The sequence below is a fragment of the Mesorhizobium sp. YM1C-6-2 genome, assembly GCF_003666685.1.
Lineage (GTDB): Bacteria > Pseudomonadota > Alphaproteobacteria > Rhizobiales > Rhizobiaceae > Mesorhizobium_K.
In genome coordinates, this window is record NZ_RCIZ01000002.1 from 62,200 (window position 1) to 80,000 (window position 17,801).

At 62.9% G+C, this 17,801-nt stretch carries 14 protein-coding genes; 4 read left to right on the forward strand and 10 right to left on the reverse strand.

The annotated features are described in order from the left end of the window. Positions 1–108 precede the first annotated feature (108 nt). The 5 genes from arsB to D8676_RS05245 form a co-directional block, all read right to left on the reverse strand. The gene (gene arsB / locus D8676_RS05225; RefSeq protein ID WP_121580417.1) at positions 109–1,152 is read right to left on the reverse strand and encodes an ACR3 family arsenite efflux transporter; all 1,044 of its coding nucleotides are present in this window, start codon (positions 1,150–1,152) and stop codon (positions 109–111) included. Positions 1,153–1,208: 56 nt separating this feature from the next. Beyond that, positions 1,209–1,718 (reverse strand): arsenate reductase ArsC, encoded by a 510-nt coding sequence (locus tag D8676_RS05230; RefSeq protein WP_183097027.1) that lies wholly within the window; start codon positions 1,716–1,718, stop codon positions 1,209–1,211. 7 nt (positions 1,719–1,725) lie between these two features. Beyond that, positions 1,726–2,058, reverse strand: a complete 333-nt coding sequence (locus D8676_RS05235; protein WP_121579818.1) for a metalloregulator ArsR/SmtB family transcription factor — start codon at positions 2,056–2,058, stop codon at positions 1,726–1,728. Positions 2,059–2,140: 82 nt separating this feature from the next. Continuing rightward, positions 2,141–2,947 (reverse strand): 4-hydroxy-tetrahydrodipicolinate reductase, encoded by an 807-nt coding sequence (gene dapB / locus D8676_RS05240; protein ID WP_121579819.1) that lies wholly within the window; start codon positions 2,945–2,947, stop codon positions 2,141–2,143. A gap of 166 nt (positions 2,948–3,113) precedes the next feature. After that, entirely contained in the window at positions 3,114–3,845 is a 732-nt protein-coding gene (locus D8676_RS05245) for a DUF1194 domain-containing protein (RefSeq protein ID WP_121579820.1), read from the reverse strand. 148 nt (positions 3,846–3,993) lie between these two features. On the opposite strand from D8676_RS05245, the gene D8676_RS05250 reads away from it, so the two are divergent. Next, on the forward strand, positions 3,994–5,988 hold the full coding sequence (locus tag D8676_RS05250; RefSeq protein ID WP_121579821.1) for a BTAD domain-containing putative transcriptional regulator: 1,995 nt from the start codon (positions 3,994–3,996) through the stop codon (positions 5,986–5,988). Between the two features lie 29 nt (positions 5,989–6,017). Here D8676_RS05250 and D8676_RS05255 read toward each other — a convergent pair whose 3' ends face one another. Next, entirely contained in the window at positions 6,018–7,982 is a 1,965-nt protein-coding gene (locus D8676_RS05255) for a VCBS domain-containing protein (RefSeq protein WP_121579822.1), read from the reverse strand. Positions 7,983–8,474: 492 nt separating this feature from the next. Here D8676_RS05255 and D8676_RS05260 point away from each other — a divergent pair, with 492 nt between their 5' ends. Both D8676_RS05260 and D8676_RS05265 read left to right on the forward strand, forming a co-directional pair. Beyond that, positions 8,475–8,831, forward strand: a complete 357-nt coding sequence (locus D8676_RS05260) for an MmcQ/YjbR family DNA-binding protein (protein WP_121579823.1) — start codon at positions 8,475–8,477, stop codon at positions 8,829–8,831. A 168-nt stretch (positions 8,832–8,999) separates the two neighbouring features. Beyond that, a complete protein-coding gene (locus tag D8676_RS05265) occupies positions 9,000–10,481 on the forward strand; it encodes a L,D-transpeptidase (RefSeq protein WP_121579824.1) in 1,482 nt (493 codons plus the stop codon). 27 nt (positions 10,482–10,508) lie between these two features. On the opposite strand, the gene D8676_RS05270 is transcribed toward D8676_RS05265, so the two are convergent. The 3 genes from D8676_RS05270 to D8676_RS05280 form a co-directional block, all read right to left on the reverse strand. After that, on the reverse strand, positions 10,509–11,342 hold the full coding sequence (locus D8676_RS05270) for a phosphatase PAP2 family protein (RefSeq protein WP_245426600.1): 834 nt from the start codon (positions 11,340–11,342) through the stop codon (positions 10,509–10,511). 62 nt (positions 11,343–11,404) lie between these two features. After that, complete coding sequence (locus D8676_RS05275) at positions 11,405–12,616, reverse strand: hypothetical protein (protein WP_147448158.1); 1,212 nt, start codon at positions 12,614–12,616, stop codon at positions 11,405–11,407. A 126-nt stretch (positions 12,617–12,742) separates the two neighbouring features. Further along, positions 12,743–13,735 (reverse strand): DUF1254 domain-containing protein, encoded by a 993-nt coding sequence (locus D8676_RS05280; RefSeq protein ID WP_245426601.1) that lies wholly within the window; start codon positions 13,733–13,735, stop codon positions 12,743–12,745. On the opposite strand from D8676_RS05280, the gene D8676_RS05285 reads away from it, so the two are divergent. Then, positions 13,734–14,591 carry a Crp/Fnr family transcriptional regulator gene (locus D8676_RS05285; RefSeq protein WP_245426603.1) on the forward strand — a complete coding sequence of 286 codons (858 nt, stop codon included), beginning with the start codon at positions 13,734–13,736 and terminating at the stop codon, positions 14,589–14,591. The two genes, D8676_RS05280 and D8676_RS05285, sit on opposite strands and share 2 nt — an antisense overlap. Before the next feature lie 54 nt (positions 14,592–14,645). Here the strand turns inward: D8676_RS05285 and D8676_RS05290 are convergent, their stop codons facing one another. After that, positions 14,646–16,613: a M23 family metallopeptidase gene (locus D8676_RS05290; RefSeq protein WP_121579828.1), complete on the reverse strand. Its 1,968-nt coding sequence runs from the start codon at positions 16,611–16,613 to the stop codon at positions 14,646–14,648. Between the last annotated feature and the right edge of the window lie 1,188 nt (positions 16,614–17,801).

Here is a 17,801-nt window from a genome sequence, read left to right on the forward strand (position 1 = left end):
ATGTCCCGGATCTTTCGCCAGGGCGTCGGCTGAGGCTGGTCGACCCGCCCGGCAGGATTGAAGGCGCTTGCTCTTCTCTGCCGGCAACAGACCGTTGTCGTCACCGACTCAGGCTCCCTTTCGGACCGCGGGCGTGCGCTCGTACCAGTTCTTGGAACGGTTCACGATCCAGACGACCGATAGCATGACAGGCACCTCGACCAGCACGCCGACGACGGTCGCGAGCGCGGCGCCCGACCGGAGGCCGAAAAGCGCGATGGCTGCAGCCACGGCGAGTTCGAAGAAGTTCGAAGCCCCGATCAGCGCCGACGGTCCGGCGACGCAGTGCCGCTCGCCGGAGATCCGGTTGAGGAGGTAAGCCAGTCCGGAATTCAGATAGACCTGGAACAGGATCGGCACGGCCAACAGCGCGATCACGGCGGGTTGAGCCACGATCTGTTCGCCCTGGAAGGCGAAGAGCATGACGAGGGTCGCGAGCAGCGCCGCCAGCGATAGTGGCTGCATCGTGGCAAGCAGCCTGTCGAGCGCCGGCTGGCCGCCTCTCGTGAGAAGCCGCGCCCGCGCCGCCTGCGCCACGATCACCGGCAAGACGATGTAGAGCACGACCGACAGGACCAGCGTGCTCCAGGGCACCGTTATCGCCGACAGGCCGAGCAGCAGGCCGACGATCGGTGCGAAGGCCACGACCATGATCGCATCGTTGAGAGCCACTTGGGAGAGGGTGAAGTTCGGTTCGCCTTTCGTCAGTGCCGACCATACGAACACCATGGCCGTGCAGGGCGCCGCGGCAAGAATGATCAGCCCGGCGATGTAGGATTCGATCTGGTCTGCAGGCAGATACGGTCGGAACAGCCAGCCCACGAAGAGCCAGCCGAGCAGCGCCATCGAGAACGGCTTGACGGCCCAGTTGACGAAGAGCGTCACGCCGATGCCGCGCCAGTAGGTTCCGACCTTCGCCATAGAGGCGAAATCGACCTTCAGCAGCATGGGTACGATCATCAGCCAGACGAGGACGGCCACCGGCAGGTTCACGCGTGCGACCTCGGCCTTGGCGACAATCCCCACGAATCTCGGTGCCAGGTAGCCCAGCGCGATGCCGGCGACGATGCAGAGGACCACCCACAGGGTCAGGTATTTCTCGAAAAGGCCGATTGCGGCGGGCGCCTCGCGATCCGCACCGACGGTCGTATCTGTCACGGGGAAATCTTTCAGCTGACCTTGGGGCCGATTTGCCCGATCTCGCGCAGCCTGGACTGGAGCGACATTTTGTCGATCGAGCCTAGTGGGAGGGACAGGAAAGCGGAGATGCGGTTCGACAGTTGCCTGTAGGCCTCGGCGAAGGCGAGATGCTTCTCGGCGTCGGTGCCTTCGGCAGCTGCCGGATCGGGAATGCCCCAGTGCGCCGTCATCGGTTGGCCGGGCCATACCGGGCAGGCTTCGTTCGCGGCGCTGTCGCAGACCGTGAAGACGAAGTCCATCTTCGGCGCATCGAAAGCGGCGAATTCGTCCCAGCCTTTTGAGCGGGCGAAGGACGTGTCCTGCTTCAGGTTCTTCAGCAGCGCGATCGCGAAGGGATGGACCTCGCCTTTCGGCTGCGATCCGGCGGAGAACGCATGGAAGCGACCAGCTCCGTCGTTCCTGAGGATAGCTTCCGCGAGGATCGAGCGGGCGGAGTTGCCCGTGCAGAGGAACAGGACGTTGTAGGTTTGCGCCATGATCAGCCTTTCAGCAGCGGCAGGTGACGGCATCGATCACTGGACGGCAGAGTTCCGGCGCTCCGTCGCAGCAGTCCTCCATGAGGAAGGCGAGCAGATCACGGAATCCAGTCATGTCGGCCGCGTATCGGATGCTGCGGCCCTCGCGCTCGGCGCGGATGAGCCCAGCCTGCAAAAGCACTTTCAGATGTGCCGACGTGGTGTTTTGGACAGTCCCGAGCCGGTCGCCGACCTCCCCGGCCGGAAGGCCCTTCGGACCTGCCTTCACAAGCAGCCGGAACGCAGAGAGGCGGGTTTCCTGGCCGAGGGCCGCAAGCGCATCGAGCGCTGATCGATTATCCATAAATCCATATCCTCAGATATATAGATATCTAAGGCAGAACCTGAAAAGGGTCAAGGGGGCCTTTTGGGGCGGGCCGCGACGGTCAGCCCTGGGCGTTCAGCATATCGTCCAACGTGTAGAAGCCGGGCGGCTGGCGGGCGATCCAGACAGCGGCATCGAGCGTCGACGAGGCGAAGGCGCCGTAGTCGGTCACCCTGCTCGTGATCTCGAGGCGCTGGCCGGCCCCGGCGAAGAAGACGGTGTTCTCGCAGACGACATCGCCGCCCCGCGCGGACGAGAAGCCGATGGTGCCGCGCTTGCGCGCGCCCGTCTCGCCGTGACGCGCCGTCACCATCAGGTCGGCCAACGTCGAGCCACGCGCCTTCGCGGCGTATTCGCCGAGTTCGATCGCCGTTCCGGACGGGGCATCTATCTTGGTCCGCGGGTGGAAGTCGAAGATCTCGATGTCGAATTCATCGCCCAGCAATCGCGACGCCGTGCGAACCAGCTCGTACATCGCCATGACCGAGACGCTCATATTGGCGGCAAGCATGATGGGTATCTGGCGGCCCGCCTCCGCCAGCTTCGCGTGCTGCGCGTCGTCAAATCCCGTCGTGCCCACAACCACCGGTTTTCGCTGGCTGATCGCGGCGGGCAGCATGCGCATCGTTGCCGACGCCGCGCTGTAGTCGACGACCACATCGACCTCGGCGCAGAGGGCCGCGGCATCGTCGGTGAGCTGAAGCCCGAGCGGGGCCATTCCTGCCAACAGGCCGAGATCCTCGCCGATCCTGGGCGAGTCGGCTCGGTCGCATCCCCCTGCAAGCTCGCACTTGTCGCTTTGCGTTATCGCCCTGGCGAGCATGACGCCCATCTGACCCGCGGCGCCGTGCAACCCGATCCTGGTCATCGCCGTCCCTCCTGGCAACAGCTCGGTCAAGCAGCTAACAGGCCCGCCTTCGCGTTGCCCTGTGGGGGCTCCGCGCACAGGCAATGAGGCCTCTGTCCATTACCATCTGCTAATTTTCAAGGAAGGCAAGTGTCGGCGCGAATGGTGTCCGGCGCCGGTTGCTTCGCTATTGCGGCGCGATCCCGGACTCTTCGGCGTCGATATTCATGCTGATCTCCGTCACCAGTTTCCGGCGAAGAGCGATGGCGTAGTCGTCCGGGCCGGTGGAGTCGATCACGAACGCCCTGGGGCCGCCGATGACGTTGGCGGCGAAATAGGAAGCCAACTGCGCTTCCTCCTTGTTCGGAATGGCGATCGCGTTGATCGTGTATCCCTTGGCAACGGCGTTCAGCCTGCTCGGCTGGACAGGAAACCCGTCATTGTTGGTGCCGTTGCCGGAGATGTCGATCACCTTCCTGTCGGCCTTTCCCGGAAAATTGTCGAGAAAATAGGCCCCAAGGTCGATGGCCGACGAGACGGATGTTCCGGCCCGCGCCCTGCGGGTGAAGCCGGAAAAGCCCTTCTCGCTGATTGCCAGAGCCGCCGCTTCGGCATCCGCGGGATTGCAGATCGTCGTCCAGGGCAGCACGACCCGGCTGCGGCCGGGGCTCGACCATTCGAAATAGGTGACGGCGATGCAACCGAGATAGTTGCTGGCTATCGCCGTGATGACCTGCGGCGAGGTGAGCGCCGCCGCATGCCCCTTGCGCTGCAGGTCCGCAGTCTGAGGATCGATCGAGGACGAGAAATCGACCGCAAACACTATGGCGACGTCGACATCGGCAGCTTGCGCCTGCTGTCCCCAAGAAAGCGAGGCCGCAAGTGTTGCAGCCAGTCGCAAATATGCGGTGATCCTCATCGCCGGCCCCTCAGTCAGCGTCCCACAGTTGTTCGCAAGGCATAGTTGACCCTACGTCACGATGGCGCTTGAACGGCGGAGGGGCTGGCTTTCGCTGCGTTATTTTTGTATTAGGATTCCGTTATATTGCAGCTCCGAAGCCCCGCTGATGATGATCGATGACGGCATCGCCAAAGTCAGTATCTGTTTGCTCGGAGGCTTCCGCATCGAAGGCGGACAAAGCCGCCAGATAGGGCTGACCGGCAGGAGAGGTCCCGCCATCATCGCCTACCTTGCCCGCTGTCCGAGGATGGCGGCGCCGAGGGAAAAACTGGCCGACCTGCTCTGGGGCGACAGCGACGGCGATCATTCGCGCAACAGCCTCAGGCAAACCCTCAGTCTTCTGCGTCGCGATCTTGCGCGGGCAGGCGTGGACATCATCCAGTCCGGAAAGGACATGATCGGCCTCAGGGCGGATGCCGTTGGCGTCGACGTCGAGACGTTCGAAGCCGGCCTGGCTGCCCGCTCGCCGCAGGAACTCGAAACGGCTCTCGCGGTCTACGGCGGGCCGTTCCTCGAAGGCTTCCATGTGGGATGCAATCCGTTCGACGACTGGGCAGCCGCCGAACGCGACAGGCTTCTGGACCGCGCGCTGGAGTCCTTCGAAAAGCTCGCCCGTCTCGTGGAGCTGGAGGCAGGCCTCGTCCTTGCCGACCGGCTGCTTGCGATGGAACCGGCGCGGGAGGCATCCTATCGGCTGAAGATCGAACTGCTCGCGGCGGGCGGCCAGCGCGACCGGGCGATGCGCACGTTCGAGGCGTGCAGGAACATGCTGAAGAAGGAGTTCGGCGTCGGCGTCAGCCCGGAGACGCAAGCGCTGTGGCAATCCTTGACGTCGCCCGACAATGCGGCGGCGACCTCCCTCAATTCGCAATCGGCAAGCGTTGCCGCGGCCGGGCAGCACCCCAGGCGCCCGTCCATAAGTGTTGCCGGCTTCGTCAATCTCACGGGAGGGCGAGGCGACGACTATTTTGCCCGAGGGCTCGTGCAGGACATCGTGACGGCGCTCTCAGAGGTGAGCGACTATGTCGTGCTCTCCAGTTTCCAGGACGTGCAAAAGGACAATGACGGCAACAAGCCGGCGGTCCCCGGGGGGACGCAGCCGCGTTACGTGCTGGGCGGCAGCGTCCAGAGATCGCGCGACGAGCTGAGGGTGAACATCCAGCTCGCCGACACTGCCGACGGCCACACCGTCTGGGCCCAGAAATTCGATGGCCGCTTCGAGAATCTGCTCGAATTCCAGGACCGCATCGCACAGGCGGTCGTGCTGGCCGTGACCCTCGAGCTTCAGTTGTCGAACTGGAAGGTTCGCGACAAGAGCCCGCCGGGCGGACCGGAAGTGCGCCGGCTGGTGAACGCCGCCCTCATGAAATATTTCGAGATGACCCGGGACTCGCTTCCGCAGGCGAAAGATCTCTGCGAGCAGGCGCTCGAAATCGATCCTGACAATGTCCGGGCAAAGCGCACGCTCTCTGTCGCAATCGCGGTGGGCCTGGCGTTCGGCGCGCTTCCTGCCGGCCGGGAGCAAAGCGAGCATGCGCTGCAGCTCGCGCAGGCCGCCGTGCGGGCGGTGCCCGACGATGAGATTGCCCGCGTCATCCTCTCATTCGCCCTTCTGGGCGTCGGCCGCATCGACGAGGCAATCATCGAATGCCGCCACGCGATCAGCCTGAACCCGAACTATCCGAGCGCTCGCGGAGACATCGCGGAACTCTATGCGCTCAGTGGGCGCGTCAACGAAGCGCTGCACGAGGCCAACGAAGCGATTCGTCTCGGGGCGCACGACGTCATCGACTTCTGGCGGCACAACAGCATGGTGGTCGGGCTGTTTGCCGGCGGCGACGACCTGCGGGCTCTCGAAGTGGCCCGCAAGGTGGTCAGGACGAAGCCGGGTTTCGTTCGCGGCGCGCTTTATTGGGCCGCCGCCGCAGCCGCGACGGGAAACAGCGAGGAAGCATCCCGGGCGGTTCATCATTGCCTGTCACAGCTTCCGTACCTCAACCTGGACAATGTCTCTCCCGGCTTCGTGCCCCGCTACCTGAGAGACAAGGACCAGGCGCGGTTCCTGGAAATGCTGTCGCGAGCCGGCCTTCCGAGGGCCTAGCAGCGTGACGACCTTTCTCCACCCGCCTGTCAGACGAAGAAGAAATCGTCTGACGAGGGCACGAGGAGAGGAGTGAGGTTCGCGAACTGTAAATGGTCCGCTCCGCCGTCGCTGTCGTAGAAGAGCGCGCCTGTCATGCCGTCGTAGATGACGTGATCGTCTGCGCTCGCGCTCCGATCGGTCACGAACGCCGACGCGGCAAGTTCGCCGACCGGGCTGTTCCTGAAGACATCCTGGTCGAGTTCGAACCTGTCTAGCGTCGGATCGAAATCGGCGATTACATCCGCATCCCTCCTCGGGTCGGGCGGCGTGTCGAAGACAAAGCTATCCGCGCCGCCCGAAAGGATGTCCTTGCCGATGCCCCAGGCGTCCCCTGCATGGGAAAGCTCGAGCTTCTCGATATTGTCGTCGAGCAGATGCGTGAAGCCGGTGCGAACGGTATCGGTGGCTTCTGCGGCACGTTCCGCCACCTGCTCGCCGGCATTGTCGAGATCGGAGACGTCATTGCCGGCTTCTCCGGAGTAGATGGCGTCGTTGGCGCCCTCGATGGCGAACTGTGCCGTTTGAGTGGCCGTCGCGCCTGACCTGTCGCGCACGGTGACCGAAAAATCGTCGGTGACCGAATCCGTGTCGGTGAGAGCGTCGGTCGCGTCCCTGGCGTTGTCGAGCGTGTAGGTGATAACCCCCGCCCCGGTATCGAGCACTGCTGATCCGTACACCCCGTTCTTCTCGAAGTGGGTGGCGTCGATTGCGTTCCAGCCGGTCGTGTCGAAGGTGACGCGGTCGATCACGTCGGGATCGCTTGCAACCGCCCAGATCCGCGCCGACGCCGTGCCGGCGAGTGCGGCGCCTTCAGCGTCGGTGCCAGCCTCCACGATCAAGCCGCTCTGCTTGCCCGGGATGAGGGTGGAGTTCCCCTCCGGCCCGAAGGCGTCCGCGATCGCCGCTGCCGTTGCCGGCTTGGAGCCGTCGGTCAGCGTGTCGTCGCCATTGGTCCGCGCGTCGGCGTTCCAATAGTTGGTGTAGATGACGTTGTTGGTGCGCACGAATTCCGCGAGTTCGTCCGCATAGGAGCCGAAATTGTCCGAATCGATGCCCCACTCGGTCAGCGCCAGCGGCTTGCCGTGGGCCGCTGCGAAGTCCGAAAACCAGTTCAGGCCGAACGGCGCATCCGCCTTGTAGTCCCAGGCCGTGACGGGATCGTCCTGTCCGCTGAAACGGGCGACATTGTACGCGTCGACGCCGACGACATCGACATAATCGTCGCCCGGGTAGATCTCGTTGAGGTCGTGGAAGACCCCGTTCGCGTCCGCCTTCGAATAGTTCTGGTTCCATTCGATGCGAAAGCGGTCGTCGACGGAGCGGAACAGCGTCGCCACATGCTGGAACGCGTCGACATAGTCGTCGGCCAGCTTCGGGTCGAACGCATTGTCCGGGCCGCTGGAGATCTTCCAGGGATATTCATTGTTCGCTTCCCAGCCCGGCCGCACATAGAGCAGGGGATTGCTGTCCTCGGTCTGGTGCTCGGCGATCGTTTCGGCCATGGCGATAAACGTGGCGTCGTGCTTGCCGGCCGCGACGTCGGCCATGCTGACTTCGTCCCACGCCAATGGTATCGCCCAGTTAACCGGGCGCTCCATGGCCGCGAACTCAGGTGCGTCGGCCTGCACGCGGGCAAGGCTGTACTCAGGAGTGGAATCGTCCGCAAAGCCCAGGATGCCTCCAGCCGGGGTCCCCATAAGCGACTCGAACGCTGTCAGCGAGGCCGGGGTCTCCGCCCGCGTGCCAAGCTCGACCTGTGCCTGACTGCCGAGCGCCAGCGTCGGAGCCTGGTTGATCGCCGGCGCCAGGCCCGCGAATGCAGGGAACTCGTGCTCGTTCGAGCGAACGAAACCGCGCCCGCTCAAATCAATGCCGCGCTCGTTCAAACGGGTGAAATCGACCTCGCTCGGACGAATGAAACCATGCTCCTGATCGTAATTTCGAGCGTGCATAAGAGACCTCCGGGGATGCGATCTGGGATCAGGTCTGTACCATCGGGGTGCCCGATCCGGAACCCGTTCCGATGTAACGGTTGATTACACGAGCAACATAACCTAAGCAAAACAAGGGACTATAAGCGGATATCCGAATAATTTCTGCGATCCATTCGATATGTGGCGAAATTGTGTTTAGAATTGTATAAGTAGCAAGTGAACTTATAAGCGCATGATTTGATCTGAGGTCGACTTTAAGTTCTTTATTTGCTGCAATCGAATTCAGAAAACATTTGGATTTTTGAAATATTTATCTTGATCATCGTGGGTTTGCCATTCAGCCGATTTTGGTGATTCAGCCGTGGCCGGGCGGGCTGCAGCCAGCCCGACCACGATCGTTCCCTGGACGTCTTGCGAAGGCTTCGACCTTTGCCGGCGCGGGTTGCCGGGGAGCGCCAAACCTTCGAGGCCCCGTTTCCCGCCGGCGCAAACGAAGCTAGTTTCGCCCGCATGACTCTCGACGAATATAATCGCTACTGCGCTTCGCTCCCGGCCACGACCCATGTCGTGCAGTGGGGCGGCGCGCATGTCTGGAAGGTTGGCGGCAAGGTCTTCGCCATCGGCGGCTGGGACGATGGGGAAGGGCTCTTCGTCACCTTCAAATGCTCCGAGATGAGCTTCGATCTCTTGAAGGAACAGCCGGGCTGCCGGCCCGCGCCCTATCTCGCCTCGCGCGGCATGAGCTGGATCCAGCGCACGACCGACGAAAGCATGGACGACGACGCGCTCAAGGACTATCTCGCCGAGAGCCATCGCCAGGTCGCGGCGAAGCTGCCCAAGCGCGTGAAGCTGGAAGTCGGACTGTAGTTGGGTTCGGGGCTGGTGCGCCGCGCAGCCGGGAGCTTCGGAACGCGCCATTTTCATGCCCCGTTCATGTTGCAACCATTAATGCGGGATTGACGTTGCTTTGCGTCGTGCGCCGCCCGCGAGGGGACGGCGTGGCAGGGCAGCGTAGCTGGACGGAGAAATCGGAAAATGGTGCGCAGGACACTCGTGCTTTCGGCGGTGCTGGCCGGCCTTGCGACGCTTGGCGCGCAGGCTGCTGTTCCGCCGGCGGGCGACCATGCGATCGGTCATGTGATTCCGGCGGCACCGGCCGCCGCCGGCGTGCAGCTTGCGCAATATGGCGACGTCGAGATCTATTACGACGAGTTCGGCCGTCGCGTGATCGTCGATCGTTATACCGGCGAGGTGATCGCCGTCGAGCGGCCGCGCCGCGCGGAACGCCGGCTGCGGCGCGATGCGATGCGCGAGCGCCGCGACGCCATGCGTGGCGAACAGGAACGCTATTATCTCGACGACCCCGAAGACATGGAGCGGCTGCGCCGCGAGAAGCTGCGCGACCAGGGCATCAGGCCGGCTCCGCCGATCGACGACTACAATGATTATGCGCGCGAGGGACTGCCGGGCGGCATCGATGACTATTCCACGCCACGCCGCGCCTTCCCCGACGAGCCGGAGATCATCGCGCGCGAGCCGGCGCCCGGTCCCATCGAGCGCATGCCGCTCGACAACCCCGCCCTCCAGCCCTCGAGGCCGGACATGGCCGAAGCGCCGGCGCCGGGCACGCCCAACATCGTCGAAGGCGCGATCGACCCTTCGCTCAGGCTCGGTGCGCGCGAGGACGTCGCCGCGCTGCAGATCCTGCTCGACCGCCGCGGCGCCTCGCCCGGCGTCATCGACGGGCGATTCGGCTCGAACGTCGACAAGGCGATCATCGCCTACCGTTCGATCACCAGGGACAATTTGAAGTCGACCGACGCGGAGGGCATCAAGAAGGCGCTGGCCGAGACCGGCGGCGACCCCTTCATCAACTACACGCTGACCGCGACGGATGTCGCCGGTCCCTTCGTCGCCGCGGTTCCCGCCGACTATGGCGAGAAGGCCAAACTCGACAAGCTCAGCTACACCTCGGTGTCGGAAATGCTCGCCGAGCGCTTTCACATGGACGAGGCCTATCTGAAGGCGCTCAACCCCGACGCCAATTTCAGTCGCGTCGGCACGATCATCCGCGTCGCCAATGTCGGTAAGCCGGTGGCGGGGCAGGTCACGCGAATCGTCGCCGACAAGAGCCAGAAGCAGGTGCTGGCCTACGACGCCGACAACAGGCTGGTCGCGGCCTATCCGGCGACGATCGGCTCGACCGACACGCCGTCGCCGACCGGCACGCATGCCGTCTCGCGCGTCGTGCTCGACCCCGACTACACCTACAACCCCAACCTCAACTTCAAGCAGGGCGAGAACAACAAGATCCTCACCATCCCGCCCGGCCCCAACGGCCCGGTCGGCTCGGTCTGGATCGCGCTCGACAAGCCGACCTACGGCGTGCACGGCACGCCCGATCCGTCGAAGATCGGCAAGACCGAGAGCCATGGCTGCGTGCGCCTCACCAACTGGGACGCGCAGGAACTCGCCAAGCTGGTCAAGCCCGGCGTGCCGGTCGAGTTCGTGGAGTAGCTTGAGCGTTCCCGATCGACCGCTTCGCTATTTCACGGCGAGGGAGGCCGCTTCGGCAGCGCAGTCGACTTTTGGGGTTTCGCCTGCCGCCTGCGCTTTGCGCACTTCCTCACGCGCAGCCTCCTTGTCGGCGATGAACGACGGATCGGCATGAAGTCTGGCTACCGTCGCAGCGCCCATGATTCGCCCTGCATCTACGTCGCTTTGCCAATGCGCATCGCAGACGACGCGGCTTTGTCCGAATGAGATGCCCCGGCTCAGCAGTTCGTTTGCGCGTCGCGGATTGATCTCGGCCAATACAAGCGCCCATGCCCATCCGGCCGCCGTATGGCCTGAGGGATAAGATCCGTCGCCCCGCAGCAATTTTTCCTGGTCGGGCCAACAGGTTCCTTCGTCCTCGACAACGAAAGGTCTGGTTCGATTGTATTTGTTCTTCACACCGTAGGTGGAAAGGCCGGCATCGGTGAGAACTCTTTCCATCAGCCTGTATGTGTGCGGTGTCTTGTCCTGATCGATCTGCATGCCCATCGCACAGGAAAAATTTTCGGCCGGCTTGGGGAAACTGAGGTCGGCATCAAGTCTCGCCAAATCCCAGCGCATGGTTCCGCGCAAAGGCAGCGTTGCTCGCCTGGCCTCCTCGTCGCGCGCGAAGGCGGCGCTATCGGTTGCGGGCGGCGGCCCCAGAAGCAGCAGGCTGTCCGGCAGATCCTCCTGCTTGAGATAACCCGGGGCCAGTTCGAAGTGCGGGTCCGTTACTTCGGGGGCTGGGTTCGTTTCAGAACCCGATGCGCTCGATGTCGCCATCGACAGAACGATCGCGACGGCCGCTCCAGGCCTTTTCAGCATCGACAAGGTGAACATAGACGCTCCTTATTTGCCATGGACCCGGCAATGCCTGTCCCGATAGCAGACCAACATTCTCGCTATATCAGAAGAAGTTCTTTCAGAATCGAGGAGATGTCCTTGACCGGCAGGCGCGTCGCGCCTTCCAGCGCAAACGGCAGCAGTGCCGCCACGCCGATCGGCAAGACGGCCTTGCGGTTGACAAGAAATGTCGAGAGCTTTTTCGCAACATCGAGCAACTTGGAGGGGTCGGCGATTTCTTGCTCGGTGGCGACTTCGTCGTCGTTGCCGGCGACGACATTCCGTCCAAGGAGCTTGCGTTCGGCAAGCCTCTGATAGTGTGTTGCGTGACCCGAGAGCGCGGCAATGGTGGCTGCCTTCAAGTCGGTCAGCGGTTTGGAGAAGGCGGCAAGTGGATGGGCAAACAATGCCAACACCAGCACGAGCCAGCTGGCCATCGCAACGGTCAGGGTGGTCGAATTCAATGTTTCCATGTCGAAATGCCGGCCCAGCGTTACCGCCACAACGGCGCTGACGCCGAAAACGTAAGCCATGTAGGCATTGGGATATTCGGAGACGAAGGCGAGCCCGCCCATGCCATCGGGATGCGTCGCGACCAGCCTCAACTCGAGCTTCGCCATCCTCCGAAGCAATTGCGACCAGACTAAGTGACGCCAGAGCACACGCAGCAGCAGGAACCAGAACAAGGGCACACTTACGATCACGGACCACCAGCCTGCGGGCGTAATCCTGTTGCCCTGCGATCCGACAATGACCGCCCAGGAGGTCGACGGAGAATGGACGAGGCCAATCCAATAAAGCAGAGCGGCAAGAATGGCCGCCGCCAGGAAGATCGTTTCGGCCAATTTCGAATCGCGCTGTCTGAGTGAATGGCGCAGCGCGTCGGACGCTTGCCGCTTCGAGGCGGGAGCAATGATCTGGGCGCTCAAGAATTGCCGATGGCAGGCGCGCAAGCCGTCCTCCACCTGTTCATCAGCAAGAACGAACGCCCCGATAGCGACGAAAGACATGGCCCAGACGCCCATGTCGCGAAGATACGATCCGGCGCCACCGGCCGGCAGGCTATCGAGCAATGCCAGCATGAACGGGATGCCCCAGGCAACCGCGATAAAGACTACGATTCTGCGGCCCGTATTGAGCCCGTCCGCATTCAACAGGCCCAACCGGGTTTGCAGCACATGGAAGGGACCGCCACGCGACGCGGTGAAGTCTCCTGTCGTCTGCGGGGGATCGGGGGCTTGCGTCCGGGACAGAAGCAAATCATTCGACATTGGCGTCTCCGGCAGGTCGGCAGGCGGTATGTCGCTCGGTCGATAGCACCAAGCTCACGTGCTTTCTGATCGAACGGGGAAGGGACCGTGGTGTTGCTGTCGAGGGAGAACCCGAAGCCGTTCTGCCTATTGCAGGGGCTTCGGCTCGGGGAAGCGCCACTCGCCGCTCAAAATCTCGGGGCGCGGTTGATACAGCCTGACCGTGTAGTTCCAGCCGGGCATGGTCGGCAGGCAATTGACGACCTTGCCGTCGCAGCCCCCGAACTGGATGACGATAGAGCCGTCAGCGCTCTTTTCCGCCGTCAGGTTGTTCAGCGAATACGCATCGTACGGGTTTTTCTCGAAGTAACCTTCGGCGTTGTAAACGCTGACCGACCAGAAGCCGTCCACCGGAACCTCTCCGACCGTGAGCGTGTAGAGGGCGGTTCCGTCGTTCCTGGGCACCCCTCCGGTGAGATAGGTGGCGTCCTTGGCTGGATTCCCGCCCCAACCGGTCGCGGTCCCGATCAGATGCTGGATCGGATCGACATCGCCCTTGGTCCCGAAGGCTTCCTTGTAATCGGGAAGCGTCGAGCCGAGGACGAGCAGGGCGTCGCGCACTTTCTTCTGGCTCTGCTGGTCCCAGTCGGGCACCTCGAACTTTCCGACACCCACCTGATTGACCTGGACCGCGTCCTGAAGGGAGTGCACCTCCCGGACGTCCTCCTGCTTGTCCGGGTCAACCAGCATGCGAAGCAGGACAAAAGCGTAACGCGTGCCGACATCCTCTTTCGTCAGCGTATAGCCGCCGGCGCCGTAACGGACCGACGGCACGTAATGATCCTGATTGACCACCTGCATCGACATGAAGCGCCCGCCCGCTTCCGGGAGCGTGACCTTGACCGGACCTGCATCGAGATCGAACACTGCTTGCGAGTAAAGAGTGTCGCGATTCATCCGGATGACGTTCTGCTTTTCGATCGACACCGGCTCGCGGCTATGAACGAGCCGGCCGAGGTCGCCATCCTCAACCATTCTACTCATGTACAAATCGGATTCGGCGCGGACGAAATTCTCGACGCCGACCGGCGTTGCCACGTCTGACGGGGACTGCGCATACGCCCCTCCGAGCGTGGTCATGGACGCAGCGACAATGCAGAGCGCAGGCAAATACGACATCGAAACTCCTTTTGACGCAAAGCGCCACGCAATTTGTCATCCGGGCTTGACGTTGCGTTACACGTACACGCAGAACGAGATTGTCCCGTTGGAACAATTGCAGGAAAATTTGTACTACATGCGCTTTACGACCAAGGAATCTCTCAAGAGAGAGACGGCAGAAACCATCCTTCGCCAAAACGGTTGGCTGTCCGGTCAAACCGAAACCTTCCAGAGCGAGGTCCTTCGGCGTTCCGTTCTGCTGCATTTCGAACCCGGCGAGGTGATTTATCACTTCGGCGACGACCTGGGCGGCATCTATGGTCTCGTGTACGGCGCGGTGGCGGTGAACACCGCGCCGCCGGACCATGGCCCGCGATTGATCCATCTTGGAGCCGTTGGCGCCTGGACCGGCGAGGACAGCTTTCTGACCCGCAAGCCGAGGCGGCTCGAGTTGCGGGCGCTGACACAGGCATGGCTGATGCATCTGCCTCTGGAGCAGATGGACCAGATGGCCAGCGCGGATCCCATGGTCGTGCGCAACTTTTGCCAGGATCTGATGGACGGCGTCGACGTCCTCATCAGAATCATCCACGACCTGCAGAAGCCCGACCCCGATCGCAGGATAGCCTCCGTCCTGCAACGCATGACATGGAATGGAGAGCAGCCGATCCCTTTGGCGCAGACCGATATAGGCACGATGGCCTGCGCTTCACGCAGGCAGGTGAACGCCGCGCTGAAACGATTTGCGGAGAATGGATGGGTGAAGACCAATTATCGGTCGATCTCGGTCCTGAATGCCGACAAGCTGCGGCGCTTCGCAGCAGAGGATCATTGAGCGGGACAAAAGAAAAGGCGCCCGTGGGCGCCTTTCTGGGTCACTTTGGAAGAATCAGCCGCCGACCTTGGCGCTGGCGCTCGCGACCTTCAGCGAATCGCCGTCCTTGTCCTTGAGCAGCTCGTCGATGCGCGTCCTCTCGCCCTTGAAGGCTTCGAGCTCCTCGCCCTTCAGCACCTTGCCGACCGGCAGGCGCACGCGCATCGGGTCGACCTTGCGGCTGTTGACCATCAGCTCGTAGTGCAGATGCGCGCCGGTCGACAGGCCGGTCGAGCCGACATAGCCAATGACCTGGCCCTGGCGAACGCGCACGCCCGGCTTGATGCCGTCGCCGATGCGGCTCTGGTGGTTGTAGGAGGTCTCGTAGCCGTTGGCGTGCTTGATGATCGTCTGCTTGCCGTAGCCACCGGCCCAGCCGGCCTTCTCGATGACGCCGTTGCCGGCCGCCAGGATCGGCGAACCCGCGGGCGCGGCCCAGTCGACGCCGGTGTGCATCTTAGAATAGCCGAGGATCGGGTGGCGGCGACCGCCGAATCCGGAGCGGAATTTTCCGTTCGGCAGCGGGTTGCGCAGCAGGAACTGCTTGGCGCTGCGGCCGTCCTCGTCGAAATAGTCGAAAGTGCCGTCTTCCATCTGGAAGCGATAGAGATTGCGCGTGTTGCCGCCGAAGTTCGCCGAGACAAAGAGGAGTTCGGATTCGTCCGAGACGTCGTCATTGCCGTCCGGCTGCGAGAAAAGGACTTCTATGTTGTCGGAGGGTTTCAGGCGGGACTGGAAATCGACGTCGGAGGCAAGCAGCTTGACCAGTTGCTGGGTCATGCGTTTCGACATGCCGTAGGAATAGGCGGTGCGGTAGATGCCGTCGTAGATCGACGGCAGGTTGCCGCGCACCGCCGGTTTCGGACGGTTCTCGTCGAAGGCGGTCAGGAGTTCCGGATTGGCCTCCGGCTCGGCCGCCGGCACGAACTGGCCGCGGTCGTCGAGCGCGATCGAAACGAGATGCGTCGTGCGGTCGTAGACGCTGGTCCTGACCACCACGGCGACGTCGCCGCGTACTTCCAGCCCGACCCGCAGAACCGTGCCCGCCTTGAGCGCTGTGGCGTTGAGCAGCTTGGCGATCGCCTCGGACATGCCGACGGCGTCGTCCCCGGCATAGCCGGCGTCCTCGAAGGCCTTGGCGATCTTGCGGTCGGCGTTGAAGGGAATGATGTCTTCGGCGAAGACCACGGCCTGCTCGTCAACCGCGGTGCGCGGCGTGACGCTGACATTCTCCGGCACGATCCTGACGCCGTAGGACGCGTTCAGCGCCTGGTTCGCCAGCGTGTCGCCGAAACGCTCCGGCACTATGTAATGCAGCGCGGCGACCTGCACGGCGCCGTCGGTGAGGATGGCGCCCGTCTCGCGCACCACCTTCTCGACCTCGTCGGCCGAGAGGCCGCTCTTCTCGTCGAAGGTGGCCGTCTCGAGCGGAAAGTCGACGGTCTTGAGCGACATCTCGCTCTCGACCTTCACGCCGTAGATCTGGCCAGGCGAACTGGTGGACGCCGTCTGCGTGGTGCCGTCCTCGGCGAAGACCGCAAGCGGATCGAATGGTGGGTAGCTTCTCGTCGTTGTGTGCCCGGCCGCCAGCGCCATCTTGATCTGCACGAAGGGCATCGCCTTGATCACGTCGCGGTCGCCGACCTTGGTGACCATCGACACTTCCATGCGACGGCGGTCCTTGGCCTTGGCGATCTGGCGCAGCGGCGCCAGCCGCGTGGTCTTGGCGCTTTCGCCCGAATCACCGTTGCTGGCGAGGCCGACCAGTTCGGCGATCTCCGGCGGCGTGGCGAGCTGCTCGCGGCCGTCGAGCGCGGCGAACAGCGCAACGCCCATCAGGACGCTCGAGGTGACGCCAGTAAGGAAAGTGCCGGAAAGCCAGCGCGCCGAAACCTCGCGCCGGTCGGGCGGACCGCTGCGTCCGTCGGCAATCAGCGGCGGTTCATTGCCGAGGTCAGCTATGGTTTGGTCCATATCCTGCATTCAGTAAGGCGGCTCTTCCCCCGGGCGCGACGGCTGGCCGTCTTCCTGCCGCCAGACATTTGCCTGTCGTGGCGAGCGAAGTCAACGAAGCGGGCGCTGGAACGCGTTTCCCCTGTTTGCTCTGCAAAGACACCGTCCGTTTGGACAGGACGACGCCCCTCTAATGCATGCGAAACATCCGACCAGACTGAGGCCGTAATGCGGCTATATTGTGCCTGCGTCGCGGGAGCCTGTCCACCGGGAGATTCGCTGCGTTATCAACAGCGTGGGCCGGGGCGAATCCGGCTGCGGTGCGCTTGGCGCGACGCTCGATTCGACAGGCCGGATTCCACCACGCGACTTCCTTATAAAGAGTGGGCGCGCGTGATCCTTAAAAAAGCGCATGCGCGTGATCCTTATAAGAGTGGGTGCGTATCGTCTTATAGAGAGTGGTTGCGTGGCTCTTATAAGAGAGTGGACCCGTCATAAGAGGCGAGGGCGCCAAGTCGCTGCCGCCAGCGCGATGGACCGCAACGCGCAGGGCTATCGGATGCGGTCTTCCATACGTCCGTCCTCCACTCTCCCTTTATAGGAAGAGCCTGGCGCTTTCCTTCTTCCTGCGAGCCGCGCCGACAGGATGCCACTATCCGCACTTCCCTATGACGGGATTCCGCCGTCCCCGCTTCCCTGTAACGAGCGGATGCGCGGATCCTTACAGAGAGAGTAGGTGCGCGCGACCTTCATACGCGCCCCGTAGTATAAGAGAGTGGCCGCATAAGAGAGTGGCTGCGCGCCATGGGCGATGAATGCGGCGACGCCACGCCTGCAACCAGGCCGCAGGGCCGAGGCTGTTTCGAGGCAGGGCGGCTGAATCCGGCTGATTGTTCCGATCGGCCCGCCGCGGTGGGGCGAAAAAGCGGCGTGCGCGGGCGATTCCCGTAGCCAAACTTGTCTCCACAGGCCCCGCTTACCATATAAATCGAGGTAGCAGACGATGCTGACGCAACGTCCCGCGCGGGTTTGCCGGGAATGTCGCAAAAAATTCAAAAAAGTTCAGAATCGTTGTTGACAGTTCGAAGGGGTCCCGACTATATACGCCTCACCAACGACAGCGGCCACGCTGCTGACGACGAAGAGCTTCGCTCTAAGAGAAGCTTCGAGTTTCGAGAAAGTTGGACGAAATTCAAGAGAGCCGCGTGAGCGACACTC

Bases quoted from the DNA above. Each gene is read 5' to 3' on its own strand.
- D8676_RS05265 (WP_121579824.1), top strand. From the start codon at position 9,000: ATGGTGCGCAGGACACTCGTGCTTTCGGCGGTGCTGGCCGGCCTTGCG.
- D8676_RS05270 (WP_245426600.1), bottom strand. From the start codon at position 11,342: ATGTTCACCTTGTCGATGCTGAAAAGGCCTGGAGCGGCCGTCGCGATC.
- D8676_RS05255 (WP_121579822.1), bottom strand. From the start codon at position 7,982: ATGCACGCTCGAAATTACGATCAGGAGCATGGTTTCATTCGTCCGAGC.
- D8676_RS05245 (WP_121579820.1), bottom strand. From the start codon at position 3,845: ATGAGGATCACCGCATATTTGCGACTGGCTGCAACACTTGCGGCCTCG.
- D8676_RS05290 (WP_121579828.1), bottom strand. From the start codon at position 16,613: ATGCAGGATATGGACCAAACCATAGCTGACCTCGGCAATGAACCGCCG.
- D8676_RS05235 (WP_121579818.1), bottom strand. From the start codon at position 2,058: ATGGATAATCGATCAGCGCTCGATGCGCTTGCGGCCCTCGGCCAGGAA.
- D8676_RS05260 (WP_121579823.1), top strand. From the start codon at position 8,475: ATGACTCTCGACGAATATAATCGCTACTGCGCTTCGCTCCCGGCCACG.
- D8676_RS05275 (WP_147448158.1), bottom strand. From the start codon at position 12,616: ATGTCGAATGATTTGCTTCTGTCCCGGACGCAAGCCCCCGATCCCCCG.
- D8676_RS05280 (WP_245426601.1), bottom strand. From the start codon at position 13,735: ATGACCACGCTCGGAGGGGCGTATGCGCAGTCCCCGTCAGACGTGGCA.
- D8676_RS05250 (WP_121579821.1), top strand. From the start codon at position 3,994: ATGATGATCGATGACGGCATCGCCAAAGTCAGTATCTGTTTGCTCGGA.
- D8676_RS05285 (WP_245426603.1), top strand. From the start codon at position 13,734: ATGGACGCAGCGACAATGCAGAGCGCAGGCAAATACGACATCGAAACT.
- dapB (WP_121579819.1), bottom strand. From the start codon at position 2,947: ATGACCAGGATCGGGTTGCACGGCGCCGCGGGTCAGATGGGCGTCATG.